This window comes from Euzebya tangerina (assembly GCF_003074135.1).
GTDB classification, from domain to species: Bacteria; Actinomycetota; Nitriliruptoria; order Euzebyales; family Euzebyaceae; genus Euzebya; species Euzebya tangerina.
Map to the genome: position 1 here is coordinate 846,232 of NZ_PPDK01000001.1, position 13,202 is coordinate 859,433.

Annotated in this window: 10 protein-coding genes and 1 tRNA gene; 7 read left to right on the top strand and 4 right to left on the bottom strand. The window is 66.6% G+C overall.

Annotated features, from left to right (window positions below):
• Window positions 1-221 precede the first annotated feature (221 nt).
• From coxB to C1746_RS04025, 4 genes are all read left to right on the top strand, one after another.
• Window positions 222-1,247, top strand: coding sequence for a cytochrome c oxidase subunit II (gene coxB, locus C1746_RS04010; RefSeq protein WP_162867361.1), 1,026 nt, complete (start codon window positions 222-224; stop codon window positions 1,245-1,247).
• 3 nt (window positions 1,248-1,250) lie between these two features.
• Window positions 1,251-3,227: a cytochrome c oxidase subunit I gene (ctaD, locus tag C1746_RS04015; protein ID WP_205711700.1), complete on the top strand. Its 1,977-nt coding sequence runs from the start codon at window positions 1,251-1,253 to the stop codon at window positions 3,225-3,227.
• Window positions 3,227-3,844: a cytochrome c oxidase subunit 3 gene (locus C1746_RS04020; RefSeq protein WP_116713394.1), complete on the top strand. Its 618-nt coding sequence runs from the start codon at window positions 3,227-3,229 to the stop codon at window positions 3,842-3,844. The genes ctaD and C1746_RS04020 overlap by 1 nt, the downstream gene beginning before the upstream one ends.
• Before the next feature lie 299 nt (window positions 3,845-4,143).
• Window positions 4,144-4,446, top strand: coding sequence for a helix-turn-helix domain-containing protein (locus C1746_RS04025; protein ID WP_116713395.1), 303 nt, complete (start codon window positions 4,144-4,146; stop codon window positions 4,444-4,446).
• 12 nt (window positions 4,447-4,458) lie between these two features.
• Here C1746_RS04025 and C1746_RS04030 read toward each other — a convergent pair whose 3' ends face one another.
• From C1746_RS04030 to C1746_RS04040, 3 genes are all read right to left on the bottom strand, one after another.
• Window positions 4,459-5,538: a tyrosine-type recombinase/integrase gene (locus C1746_RS04030; protein ID WP_162867362.1), complete on the bottom strand. Its 1,080-nt coding sequence runs from the start codon at window positions 5,536-5,538 to the stop codon at window positions 4,459-4,461.
• A 124-nt stretch (window positions 5,539-5,662) separates the two neighbouring features.
• A tRNA-Gly gene (locus C1746_RS04035) sits at window positions 5,663-5,736 on the bottom strand.
• A 37-nt stretch (window positions 5,737-5,773) separates the two neighbouring features.
• Window positions 5,774-8,356 carry an alpha/beta fold hydrolase gene (locus C1746_RS04040; protein ID WP_162867363.1) on the bottom strand — a complete coding sequence of 861 codons (2,583 nt, stop codon included), beginning with the start codon at window positions 8,354-8,356 and terminating at the stop codon, window positions 5,774-5,776.
• 338 nt (window positions 8,357-8,694) lie between these two features.
• Between C1746_RS04040 and dcd the strand changes: the two genes are divergently transcribed.
• Window positions 8,695-9,258: a dCTP deaminase gene (gene dcd, locus C1746_RS04045; protein ID WP_116713398.1), complete on the top strand. Its 564-nt coding sequence runs from the start codon at window positions 8,695-8,697 to the stop codon at window positions 9,256-9,258.
• A 156-nt stretch (window positions 9,259-9,414) separates the two neighbouring features.
• Window positions 9,415-10,203, top strand: a complete 789-nt coding sequence (locus tag C1746_RS04050) for a VOC family protein (protein ID WP_116713399.1) — start codon at window positions 9,415-9,417, stop codon at window positions 10,201-10,203.
• 3 nt (window positions 10,204-10,206) lie between these two features.
• Here C1746_RS04050 and C1746_RS04055 read toward each other — a convergent pair whose 3' ends face one another.
• Window positions 10,207-11,745 carry a GGDEF domain-containing protein gene (locus tag C1746_RS04055; protein ID WP_116713400.1) on the bottom strand — a complete coding sequence of 513 codons (1,539 nt, stop codon included), beginning with the start codon at window positions 11,743-11,745 and terminating at the stop codon, window positions 10,207-10,209.
• 164 nt (window positions 11,746-11,909) lie between these two features.
• Between C1746_RS04055 and C1746_RS04060 the strand changes: the two genes are divergently transcribed.
• Window positions 11,910-13,118 (top strand): CaiB/BaiF CoA transferase family protein, encoded by a 1,209-nt coding sequence (locus C1746_RS04060; RefSeq protein WP_116713401.1) that lies wholly within the window; start codon window positions 11,910-11,912, stop codon window positions 13,116-13,118.
• The last annotated feature ends 84 nt before the right edge of the window (window positions 13,119-13,202 follow it).

The window sequence follows — 13,202 nt, forward strand, 5'->3', positions numbered from 1 at the left end:
CCCTTGACGTTCAACCTCGGCAGCAGGTCTACCCGTCAGAGAGGGGCGGCGCACACACCCACTACAATCCTGTAGTATTTGCACCAATGCCCCACAACCCCACTCGATGGGCCCGTCCAGTAGCCGCAGTTTGTGGCCTCATCGTGCTCGCGGCTGGCTGCTCTAGGGATTTCGACGGCAGCCCCAGCAGTGCGATCCCCGGGCCTGATCCGGGACGCGAGTTGCCCGCCGACGCGCTGCAGCCGTTCGGGCCGGTCGCGGAAGCTCAGGACGCGCTGTGGGATCTGGCCTACCCGATCGCCATCGGGGTGTTCGTCCTCGTCTTCGCCGGTCTGGCCTACATCCTGGTCCGATTCCGGGACAAGGGGCAGGAGGAGCTGCCGGTCCAGACACACGGCAACACCCGCCTGGAGATCGTCTGGACCATCATCCCGGCGCTGATCCTGGTCGTGATCGCCATCCCGACCGTGCAGACCATCTTCGACCTGGCCCGCGAGCCCGACCCTGACTCGCTGATCATCGACGTTGTCGGCAAGCAGTACTGGTGGGAGTTCCGCTACGAGGAGGCCGGCATCTGGACGGCGTCGGAGCTGCACATCCCGACCGGGCGGGACATCTACATCCGCCTCGACGGCTCCGAGCCGGGCAACACCACCGTGTACGGGCAGCCACCCGTGATGCACTCTTTCTGGGTCCCCTCGCTAGCCGGCAAGCGAGACTACGTGCCCGGCGCCATCCGTGAGATGCGCATCCAGGCCGACGAGCCCGGCGTGTACCCGGGCAACTGTGCGGAGTTCTGCGGTTTGTCGCACGCCAACATGCGCTTCACCGTGATCGCCCACTCCCCTGAGGACTACGAGGCCTGGGTGGCTTCGCAGCAGGAGCCGGCACTGCTGGCACAGGACGAGCTGGTCCAGCAGGGTCAGGAGCTGTTCGTGAGCGGGGCCTGCATCGGGTGTCACAACATCACGGGTCATCCTGACGTGGATCCTGATGCACCCTCGCGTGTCGGGCCGGACCTGACCCACTTCGCGGCCCGCGAGGCATTCGCCGGGTACATCTTCGATTCGCCGTTCGGCGAGCAGGTCGAAGACCCCGACCAGGCCATGGAGAACCTCCGTGCGTGGATCCGCAACTCCTCCGCCATCAAGCCGGGCTCCCACATGCCCGCCACCCAAGTCGACGGTGCCCCGGTCGACGGAGAACAGCTCGACGCCATCATCGCCTACCTCGCAACGCTGGAGTAGCTCGTGACCGCCATCGCAGAGAACCCCTCCACCGGGACGCTTCCGCGCCGCCGCGGGATCTTCCCGCGGCCCACCAAGACCACCGGTGCCCTGTCGTGGTTGACCACGGTCGACCACAAGAAGATCGGCATCATGTACGGGATCGGGGCGCTGATCTTCTTCGTCGTCGGTGGGCTGGAAGCCCTGCTCATCCGGGCCCAGCTGGCCACACCCAACGGTGAGGTCCTCTCCGCGGACCTGTACAACCAGGTCTTCACCATGCACGGCCTGACCATGATCTTCTTCGTCGTCATGCCGCTGGGCGCCGCGTTCATCAACTACCTGCTGCCGCTACAACTGGGCGCACGAGACGTCGCCTTCCCCCGCATCAACGCGGTCAGCCTGTGGATCTGGGTCGTCGCCGGCCTGTTCGTCTACAGCAGCTTCTTCTTCGAGGGCGCGCCCAACGGCTCGTGGGTGTCCTACTTCCCGCAGGCCCTCGTCGGCCCTGACCCGGCCGGCAACCTGGCGTCTGACGCGGTCGCCATCCAGCAGTCACGGATGCTCTTCTACTCCATGGGTCTGCAGATCGCCGGTGTGGCCTCACTGGCCAGTGCGGTCAACTTCGTTACGACCGTGCTCAACATGCGCGCACCCGGCATGACGCTGATGCGGATGCCCGTGTTCAGCTGGATGAGCTTCGTCACCGCGTTCCTGCTGCTCTTCGCCATGCCAGTCATCGGCATCGCCCTGTGGCAGATGATGTTCCAGATCCGCTTCGCCGGTCCCTTCTTCGATCCGCTGAACGGCGGAGACCCCGTCCTGTGGGAGCACATGTTCTGGCTCTTCGGACATCCCGAGGTCTACATCATGATCCTGCCGGCCTTCGGGATCGTCTCCGAGATCCTGCCGGTGTTCAGCCGCAAGCCGCTGTTCGGATACTCAGCGATCGTGTTCAGCGGGATCGCCATCGGCTTCCTGGGCTGGGGAGTGTGGGCCCACCACATGTTCACCGCAGGACTCGGTCCGGTCGCGGACTCCGCCTTCGGAATCGCCACGATGCTGATCGCTGTTCCGACGGGGATCAAGATCTTCAACTGGCTCGGAACGATGTGGGGTGGACAGATCAGATTCACCACCCCGATGCTGTTCGCCATCGGGCTGGTGTCGATGTTCACCATCGGTGGTCTGTCCGGCGTGACGCACTCGCTGGTGCCGCACGACACGCAGCAGCACGACACCTACTACGTCGTCGCCCACTTCCACTACGTCCTGTTCGGCGGCGCCCTGTTCGGGCTGTTCGGCGGCATCTACTTCTGGTTCCCCAAGGCCTTCGGGCGCCTCCTGAACGAACGGATCGGCAAGCTCCACTTCTGGTCGATGCTGATCGGGTTCAACCTGACCTTCGCCCCGATGCACCTCCTCGGCCTCAACGGCATGCCGCGGCGCTACTACACCTACGCCGACGGCATGGGCTGGAACTTCTGGAACGCCGTCGTATCAATCGGCTCGTTGGTGATCGCGCTTTCCTTCGCGATCTTCGTCATCAACATCATCGTCAGCCGGAACAACCCGCCGGCCGGCGCCGACCCCTGGGACGCCAGGAGCGTGGAATGGCTCACCTCCTCCCCGCCGCCCGTCCACAACTTCGACGACATCCCCGTCATCAGTGACAACGACGAGCTGTGGTACCGCAAGTACGCCAGCACCAGTGACGAGGACGCGCCGGTCAGAGTTGCGGCCGGAGGGTCCGACGACGAGAACCCGGGTGGCCCGTACGGCGACAGGGTCAGCGGCAAGACCGCGAAGGAACTGGGCATCCACATGCCGGACCCCTCCTGGTTCCCGCTGCTGCTCTCACTCGGCCTACCCATCGCCGCCTACGGCGTGTTCTTCGAGGATCGCATCACGATGACGGCGTTCTTCGCCGTCGGTGGGATCCTCACCTTCGGCTCGATGCTCGGATGGGCGCTGGAGCCCTCCGCTGAGGAGGACCACTGATGAGCACCGTCGACGCTGCTGAACACGGCGCGGCCGACCACGGGCACGCCACCAACCTGGGGATGTCCAACGAGAAGTTGGGCATGTGGACCTTCATCGGGTCGGAGTGCCTGTTCTTCGGCGCGATGATCGCGACCTACCTGCTGTACCTGAACCGGACCAACGGCGGGCTGACCGCCTTCGACGTCTTCGACATCCCCTTCACGTCAGCGTCGACGTTCATCCTGCTGATGTCCTCCCTCGGGATGGTCCTGGCACTGGACGCCCTGCACAAGCGCGACATGCGCGGCTTCCAGACCTGGACGCTGGCGACGGCTGTCATGGGAATGGTGTTCCTGGCGGGTCAGAAGTATGAGTTCGCCTTCTTCGTCGAAGAGGGCTTCAAGCTCGAGACCAGCCCGTTCAGCGTGTCCTTCTTCATGCTCACCGGCTTCCACGGCATCCACGTCACCGTCGGCGTCGTCATGCTGGTCATCCTCTGGGCCCTGTCGCTGCGCGGCGGCATCACCGCCGACAAGCACACCGAGACCGTGGAGCTGGTCGGCCTGTACTGGCACTTCGTCGACATCGTCTGGATCGTCATCTTCACCGTCATCTACCTGATCCCGGTCGGATGACGGAATTTCCACCCGTTGCCGGCCAAGTCCCCCCTTGGGCGCTGATTGCTCCAGTGTGATCGCAGAATGCGGTGCCACCGGCCCCCCCCGGGCCGAGGCCGGCCACCACGGCCTCGTGGTGTTCTGGGCGGGACCATCATCTTGTCCTCGCGAACGTGCGGACTGGAGTCTGCTGCCCTCCTGCAAGATGGCCAGATCACATCCGCGATCGGCCTGTCAGTTGGGCTCCCGCTAGATCCAGGGACCGTCGGAGCACCTACCGGGTGTACCAGTTCGCCGGCCCGAACGGAGCAGCACGGATGGCCATCGTCGTTCCACCGCTCAAAGACGAACTGCACTGGCTCACGAGCGCAGACCCCGTCTCCCCGGATGTAGGTCAACTTGCTGACGAGATTGTCCGCCGATTGAACAAGCACATCGCTTCGACGCGCCTCCTAACCCTGCCCGAGGTAGCCGACATGCTGCGATGCTCACAGAAGAGCGTCCGGCGAATGGTGAGAGATGGGCGTCTCAGCGCGTTCAAGGTTGCTGAGCGGATTCTCTTCAAGCCAGACGAGGTTGGGGCCCTAGTCTCACGGTCGAGGGTGACCTACATCAATTGACACCACCGAGTCCTACGTCAGGAGTGCAGCGAGGCGGTCGGCGTGCTTGTCCTCATCGAGCAGATGGGCATAGATGTCCGAAGTCGTCGAGACCTTCTCGTGACCGAGCCACCTGGCAACGTCGACCATCGTCGCGCCATTCGCCAGAAGACGGGATGCGCACGTGTGCCGCAGGTCATACGGCTGGATCCTCGGTTGGCCAATGGCCTTCTTCGCCGGATTCCAGACATTGTTTCGCCAAGCGGTCAAGCCGAAGGATTGGTCCGGCGTCCTGCGATCCGGGAACAGCCACTGGTCAGCTGACCGCCCCTCCGAGTACGCCTGCAACACGTCCATGAGCGGCTCTGCTAGCCCGATGACTCTGGTCCGCTCGTGGTCATCGTGCCCCTTGGCCGTCTGGACTGTGACCCGGCGCCTTTCGAGGTCCAGGTCACCGACCCGGAGCGCCAAGGCTTCGACAGGACGACAGCCCGTGTAGGCGAGCCACATGACGAACACGCGGTCTCGTTCGAAGCGCAACTGGTCGATGAGCTGGCGAATGACGACGTCGGGTATCGGCTTCGCCTTGCGGCGTGGCGCCGGCGACGGCACCTCGGCTATCGCCGTGCATGGATTGAATGTGAGCCGCCGCTGGGTGATCGCCAGCTTGAAGGTTCCATCGATGATCTGATAGCACTTGCGCCGGTATGCGGAGGACCGACCGGCATGCTTCATTTGCCGCAGGACGTCTTCTATATCTGCGGCGCTGATAGCCCCCAGCGGCAGGTCGGCGAACGGTCGTCCGTCCGTCGCGGGACGCACCTCCCCATCGTCATACGGGAGACCGATCCACTTCCGAGAGATGCTCAAGAGCGTCTGCTCGTAGTCAGCCCTCCGTGTCTTCGTGTCGAGCCACGTCCTCAGCGCCTCTACGAACCGCCTATTGCTCTCGACTGGAGACACGTACTGTCCGGTGGCGACGTCAACTTCGACACTGGCTCGAAATGCCGCTGCTTCGCGGTGTGACCCGAAGGCCTTCGAGCGATTGGTCCCATCCTTGGGGTCCCGATAGCGGACTTCGAACGAACTTCCGCGCTTGTGGATGCTGGCCACCACGCCTCCTCAACAACCCGGTCGGAGGCCACAGTCTAGCTCTTCCGTTCGCATCTGTTCGCACTTCGTTCAGCGGGTGGGACGATCCATTGTTCGATAAACAATTGTGAGCTGCAGTTTCGTGTGGAGCGGGTGAGGGGAATCGAACCCCCGTATCCAGCTTGGGAAGCTGGTGTTCTACCATTGAACTACACCCGCGGGGGACACGGGATCATACCGGCGCTGGCCGGCGGGGTCAGCCCTGCGTCGCCGGGAGCACCGGTGGGCGGGACTGGATCAGCTGCACGATCGCCGGGTCGGGCAGCGCCGCCTCACCGCCAACCACGACGATCGATCCGGGACGGTCCGCCACCGACTCCGCCACCGCCGTCGGAACCCGCTGGAGGCCCGACAGGACCAGGGGCGCCCGGCCGGCCGCCATCGTGGTCGCCGACAGCGCATCGGCGAACGAACTGCCCTCCACCACCACGGCGGCGATGCGGGACCCCGTGTCCGGGAACACCTCGGCCACGGCCGCCGAGGTCTCGAACCGGTTCTCGCCGGCGATCCGCTCCAGCGTCGCCTGGCCGGCCGCGCGACTGGCGTCCTGTGCCGTCCGCGACGACACCGCACTACTGCCACCGACAACGACGAGCGAGTCAGGCCGGACCTCGCCCAGGTACACGGCCGCCGACTCCGGCACCGACTCACCCATCAGCAGCACGGGCTGCTTGGCCGTGGCCGCCACCGCTCCCGCCGACAGGGCGTCGGGGAAGTCCAGACCCGTCGTGATCCACACGGTGCCCGGGTCGGTGAAGAACAGATCGGCCACCCGGGCGGCCGTGTCGAAGCGCGTCGGCCCGAACACCCGACCGACGTCCGCACCCGATGCATCCCGGATCGCCCGGAACGTGGGACTGCTCACGGCGTTCGGCCCACCGATGATGACGACCTGCTCGGGCTGCAAGCGGGCGAGCTCTGCCGCCGTCTCGGCCGGCAGGCTCTCACCCGCGGTCAGCAGCAGCGGTGCCCCGATCGATCCGGCCGCCGCACCACCGGACAGCGCGTCGGCGAAGTTCTCCCCGCTGGCCACCAGCACCAGTGGCGCTCCACCCGGGAACGTGAACCGACTGGTCGCCGCCGCGGTCGCGTATCGGCTCGCCCCACTCAGGCGCTCGGCCCCGATCGTCGGAGCGTCCGGCACGATCGCGTCGAAGGTCGGCACACCCTGCACGGCACATGCCGGCACCGTCACGTCAACCCCGGCACCCAGGAAGGATGAGACCACCTGCCCGCCACATGAGCCCAGCCCGATCAGGGGCGCGTGGACGCCGTCCGGCACCACGACCTCGACCGCGGCACTCAGAGTCTGCGCGGTCCGGCCCACGTAGCTGGCCGGGGTGATCTGATCGAAGGCAGCGCCGACGACCAGCGCCGGGATGTCGCTCTCGACGCTGGTCAGCGTGGTGGGGTCGGCGGTCGCGACATCCCAGATCTCACACACCGGCGCGCTGATCGCACCGCTGAACGGCGCGGCGGCGAACGCCTGCGCCAGCGGGCTGGCGGCGGCCTGGTTGGCCGCTGCCGCCTCAGGGTCGGCCAGACCGAACTCCTCGGCGCAGATGTTGGACAGCTGCATCCCGTAGGCGGATGGCAGCGGGCCCTCCTCACCGGAGGAGGGAGGCTGGACGACCAAGGGGGGCCCGTCCGCGCTGGTTCCCAGCGTGAACGCGAAGGCCTCATAGTCCCGGTCACCGAGGGCATCGAGCAGTGGCGCAATGGGCGCCTCGTCCAGGTAGTGCAGGTTGTACAGGGCGGAGGCGACGAGGTTCGCCGTGAGGGTCAGCGACACCTCCGGGCCACCGGCCACCGGGCTCGGCACGGACACGGTGACGGGCGAGGACGCCAACTCCGTGACGGCAGCACCGGCCCGCTCCAGCAGACCGTCGAAGGTGCACCGCGGATCCGCATCACAGGCTGCAGCGACGGCGGCGAGGGCCTCGTCGTAGGACGGCGGCAACTCCTCCACGAAGTTGGCGTCACCTGGGATCGGCGAGTTCAGGATCACCCGGTCCCACGAGTCGGGGAACAGCGCCATCGCCCGCAACGCCAGCTTCGAGCCGTAGCTCGTCCCGTACAGCGTCAACTGGTCCTCGCCGAGCGCCTGTCGCAGCAACTCCACATCCCGCGCGTTATTCAGGGTCGTGAAGGCGTCGAGGTCAGTGATCTGAGCCAGACGGTCGCGACAGGCTTGGACGGCAGCCAGGAACGGGGACTCCCCCTGCTCCTGCAGGAAGGTCTGCGCGTCATCCACCGGCGACGGCTGAGCAATCCAACTGCCACCGCCCACACCGGCCCCGATCTCGGGGCAGTCCAGGTTGGGCTGGCTGTACCCGGTGCCCCGCTGGTCCAGCAGAACCACGTCGCGGGACACCCCCTCCGGCCCGAGGGTCGCCGAGGCCGCCAGCCCGAACAAGGTCAGTCCCAGCGGGATGGCCGGCTCACCCGGACCACCGGTCAGCTTGAGGATTGGTGGCCCCGTCGGCTCACCCACTGCGGAGAGGACCGCGACCGCCAGTGTGGCCGTCCCATCCTGCGGCGCGTCGTGGAACAGCGGCACCTCCAGTTCGAAGCAGTTCACCTCCCTGATGGTCTGCAGCGTCTGCAGTTCGGTGGAGGTGTCGAGGCCGAAGCACGACTCGTTCGACACCAGCGACGGCTGCCGTGTCGCCGGGTCGTCCCCGCCAGCGGTCTGCGCCGCCGCCGGGACCACGGCCCCGACGAGTGCGAACACCAGCGCTACCACGATGGCGGCATTCCGAGTGACGAGTCCGTCCATGCCCTGCTCCTCCATAGCTGACTGCTCCTCCCGTAGCTTGCTCTCTCCGGCTCAAGTGAGCGTGAATCACCAGGGCCGCGACACCTCCATCATGGCGCAGATCCTCCGACGACCGGGATCACGTCAACGATGTGCCGTGTCGGCCGGTCGAGGTCGCCGGCGATGCGGCCCAGCCGCAGCGGCAGAAACCAAGCGTGGCCTGAGTTGGTTGGCGCACCAGAAGTCGGCCCGAGTTCGTGGAGGAGCGCCGGCGTGTGAACCCCCGTGTCTAGACTGCGGCGCACTCCGGCCGGCGTGCCTCGCCGGCTGCGACTCCAGACGTTGAGGTTGACGCACCCGTGATCCTGTCCGACACCACCATCCGTGCCGCCCTCGAGGAGGGCCGGATCGCCGTCGATCCGCTGGGCGAGGACGCCATCCAGCCCTCCAGCATCGACCTGCGGGTGGACGCAGAGTTCCGGGTCTTCAACAACCACCTCTATCCCTACATCGATGTGCGAGACCCTCAGCCGGACCTCACCGAGTCCATCACCGTCGAGGAGGACCAGCCGTTCATCCTCCATCCGGGCGAGTTCGTCCTGGGGTCAACGTTGGAGAAGGTGACGCTTCCGACCGACCTGGTGGCCCGCATCGAGGGGAAGAGCAGCCTGGGCCGTCTGGGTCTGCTGGTGCACGCGACCGCCGGGTTCGTGGATGCGGGGTTCTCGGGCTGGCTGACGCTCGAGCTCTCCAACGTCGCCAACCTCCCCATCGCCATCTACCCCAGCATGAAGATCGGACAGCTGGCCTTCTTCCAGCTGGACCAAGAAGCGTCGGTCGCGTACGGGGACGCCGCGTTGGGGTCGAAGTACCAGGGGCAGCGCGGGCCGACGGCGAGCCGGTACTTCAAGAACTTCGACTGATGGGGTCTTGCGGGGGCTGTGTCGCCTTCCGCGCACCCCCAGCCCGACATATCCCACACCCCGCTGGACCCGGTGCACGCCGAACGGGTTCCCCCTGGCCGCTGTCACAGGTGTCTTCTAGGTTGCACTTGTACGGCACCACCCCTGGAGGACCCCATGCCCACACGCAACAGCTACGAACCCGGCACCCCCTGCTGGATCGACCTCAACAGTCCCGATGTCGACGCGTCAACGGCCTTCTACACCGGTCTGTTCGGCTGGAAGGCTGAAGATCAGTTCGCCCCGGACGGCACCAGGATCTACACCAACTTCATGCATGACGGCGCGAACGTCGCGGGGATGGGCGCCCAGCCGCCGGAGATGGCCGGGATGCCCAACGTGTGGATGAGCTACGTCGCCACCGAGGACATCGAGACCACGCTTGCCAGAGCCACAGAGGCCGGCGGCGAGGTGATGATGCCGGCCATGGATGTGATGGAGGAGGGGCGGATGGCGATCATCCGCGACCCCTCTGGCGCCTCGATCTCCCTGTGGCAGGCGGGTAACCACATCGGCGCCGGCGTGTGCAACGAGGCCAACACCTGGTCGTGGAACGAGCTGATGAGCCGCGACCTCGAACCGGCGAAGGCCTTCTACAGCCATGTGTTCGGATGGGAGTACGACGTGATGGACATGCCGACCGGGACCTATCACGTGATCAAGGGTGGCGAGGAGGGCGGGCTGGGCGGCCTGATGGACATGCCGGACGAGGTGCCGCAGCAGGTGCCGAGCTACTGGGGCGTTTACTTCACGGTCGAGGACGCGGCGGCGATGCTGGCCAAGGCGAACGACCTTGGCGCTTCGACCACGTTCGAGCCGATGACGACACCAGGCGTGGGCACGATGGCCGGCGTGACCGACCCGTTGGGCGGGGCCTTCACGCTGATGCAGCCCGAGAGTTCCTAGCGCTCAGTCCGAGCGGGCCACCCGGTTTCGTCCGGCGTGCTTGGCGCGGTAGCAGGCAGCATCTGCGCTGCGCATCACCTGATCGGGTGTCGCACCGGGCGTGATCCGGGCAAGGCCCGCGCTCATGGACACCGCGACGTGGCGGTCGTCCCAGGTGAACCCGTGCGCAGCGATCCAGACGCGAAGCCGGTTGATGACGTCTTCACCCTGCGACATGCCGCAGTTCCTCAGGATGATCACGAACTCGTCGCCGCCGATGCGGGCGACCAGATCCCCCGAGGTCGTGTTGGCGCGGAGCTGACCAGCCAACTCCACCAGCAGCGCGTCCCCGGCCGCGTGGCCGAGGGTGTCGTTGACCTGCTTGAAGTGGTCGAGGTCCACGTAGCACAGGACGGCGTCCTCGCCGGTCGCTGTTATCTCCTCCACCGTTTGCGCCAGAACGCGGTCGAACTCGGCGCGGTTGGCCAACGACGTCAGGCCATCGTGCCTGGCGCGGTGCTCGAGCTCTGCCGTGGCTCGGACCCGATCAAGCGTCGCGCCCATCTGACGGGCCAACATCCCCAGCACCTGCTCGTCCTCAGCACTGAAGGCCTGGAACGGCCTCGCGCCAAGGACCAGGAGGGCTGTGATCGCGCCGCCCAGGGTCAGTGGGACGTTCAGCGTCGAGCGGATCCCGTGTGCGGCAAGCGCTCGTGCGTCGGGCCTGTTGCAGGTGAGGAGGTCGGTGATGTGGACCACCTCAGCCGCCTCCATGATCTCCATCGAGCCGCTGCCTGCCAGTGGAAAGACGCCGACGGGGTCGTCTTCGAGGCCGTGGGTGGTGATGAGGCGGCTGGTCAGCGTCGTTCCGTCGGGCGCGATCGTGCCGAGGAACATTCGATCGAAGGTGAGGAGGTCGGGTCCGGAACGGCCGACGATCGCAAACACCTCGTCCTCGGTCGTCGCCGCAGCCAGTTCCTGACTGGTGCTGTTCAGACGCTCCAAGCGGTAGGCGTAGCGACGCGCGGCGGTCTGCGACCGCTCCAGACGCGTCTCCAGCCGTCGGCGGACGACCCAACCGGTGACGAGGTAGGTCACGTGCTGGGCAAGCTCCTCATCGGCCTCGCTGAACCCGACCTCGGAACCGGTCATCAGCCGTACTGCGCAGACGAGTTCCTCGCCGATCATGAACGGGATCAGCATCATGTGCCGCATGCCGGCCTCGTCCAGCAGGGGGTAGGCGTCTCCGCTGGCGGAGGGGGTGATCTCGGACCGGACCAGGCTCCCGTGCGCCATCAGGCTCCGCATTGGCAGGTTCGCCGACGGCAACACGATGATCTCGTCCAGTCCAGGTGCCCCCGAACCCCCGATTCTCGTGAACCGAACCTCGTCGCCATCGTTGATGGTGCGCATGTTGTCCACGCGGTCGGCCCCGGTCTGATCGGCGATGAAGGCCCCCGTGGCCGCCAGTACCTCCTTGAAGGTCGTCGCGCCGCTGATGGCGATGACGAGCCGACCGAGATCACCACGGCTTCGTGGTCCGGCGGCTGGAGGGGCGCACATGCCCGTCACCTGACGCCACCTCGACGAGTCGCGAAGGTGTGGCCGCCAGTTCCAGGCAGCGCGAGGTGGTTCTCGAGGACTGCAATCACTACGTGTAGTTCGACACTCCGCACGGTGACTTGAGCGGAATTGGTGGTGACGTGCGGTGTACGGTCCGCCCCGCCATGAGCTCACCTGATGCACGACCGCCGGCGACCGGGCCACTCCACGGCGTTCGTGTGCTCGACTTCGGGCGCTACATCGCCGGGCCGTTCTGCGCTGCCCTGCTCGGGGATGTCGGGGCGGAGGTCATCCGGATCGAGCGGATCGATGGGGGTGCCGATCGCGGGATCACACCGCTCGGGCCCGACGACGGCGACGCCGGTGCGATGTTCGTCCAGATCGCTCGCAACAAGCGGGGCATGACCCTCAACCCGATGAAGCCCCGGGGGCGCACGATAACCGGGCAGCTCATCGCCACCGCCGATGTGGTGGTCGCCAACCTGCCACAGATGGCACTGCAGGCCATGGGGCTGGATGCGGCCTCGGTCCACGCCATCAACCCCGAGGTGGTGCTGGCCACCACCGACACGTTCGGCCCGGGCGCGTGGTCGGACCGTCTCGGCTTCGACGGGCTCGGCCAGGTGATGTCAGGGGCCGCGCACCTCTCGGGGCCGCCGGACGTCCCAGCCAAGACCTACGCCCTGTGGGTCGACCACCTGACGGGCGCGCTGAGTGCCTTCGGCGTCGTCACGGCGCTGCTCGACCGCCTCTCCACCGGGCGCGGGGAACACGTCCAGACCGCGCTGCTGCACTCGGCGCTCACGGTCATGTCGGGGAGCCTCGCCGAGCAGGCCATCCACCAGCCCAATCGTGTCGGAACGCACAATCGGTCCCAGACGGCCGGCCCGGCGGACATCGTGCAGACCTCGGATGGCTGGATCATCATCCAGTGTGTCGGGGACCGGTTGTTCGATCGGCTGGCGGGTGTGGTCGGCCATCCTGAGTGGAGCACGGACCCTCGCTTCGGCTCAGACCTGGCTCGGGGTGAGCATCGCGACGAGCTGATCCCGATGATCCAGGCGTGGTGCCGGCCGCAGACCACCGACGCCGTGCTGGAGCAGTTCCGCGAGGCCGGCGTTCCCAGTGGGCCGGTCCTGAGCCCGCAGCAGGCTCTGGACCACGAACACGTGCGGTCGAGCCCCATGATCGAGCCTGGCCGGTACGGCCACATCACCGGGATCCCCCTCGTCACCGCTCCGGTGCGCTTCGGCACCCAGGAACCGATCGCCGGCCCCGCGCCGACACTCGGTGCAGACACCGACGCGCTGCTCACCGAGTTGGGTTACTCGGCGAGTGCCATCGCGGAGCTTCGACGGGACCGGGTGGTGTGACGCGCATCCGGTCAGCTCGGCAGCCTGACCGGGCAAAATGCGATTCGCAGGGGGGTCGACCGGTTAGGTTCGGCTCGTGGATGT

What these genes read in the sequence shown, in the direction of transcription:
- C1746_RS04040 (WP_162867363.1), bottom strand. Translation starts at nt 8,356, where the DNA reads ATGGACGGACTCGTCACTCGGAATGCCGCCATCGTGGTAGCGCTGGTG.
- C1746_RS04020 (WP_116713394.1), top strand. Translation starts at nt 3,227, where the DNA reads ATGAGCACCGTCGACGCTGCTGAACACGGCGCGGCCGACCACGGGCAC.
- C1746_RS04025 (WP_116713395.1), top strand. Translation starts at nt 4,144, where the DNA reads ATGGCCATCGTCGTTCCACCGCTCAAAGACGAACTGCACTGGCTCACG.
- C1746_RS04060 (WP_116713401.1), top strand. Translation starts at nt 11,910, where the DNA reads ATGAGCTCACCTGATGCACGACCGCCGGCGACCGGGCCACTCCACGGC.
- C1746_RS04050 (WP_116713399.1), top strand. Translation starts at nt 9,415, where the DNA reads ATGCCCACACGCAACAGCTACGAACCCGGCACCCCCTGCTGGATCGAC.
- C1746_RS04055 (WP_116713400.1), bottom strand. Translation starts at nt 11,745, where the DNA reads ATGTGCGCCCCTCCAGCCGCCGGACCACGAAGCCGTGGTGATCTCGGT.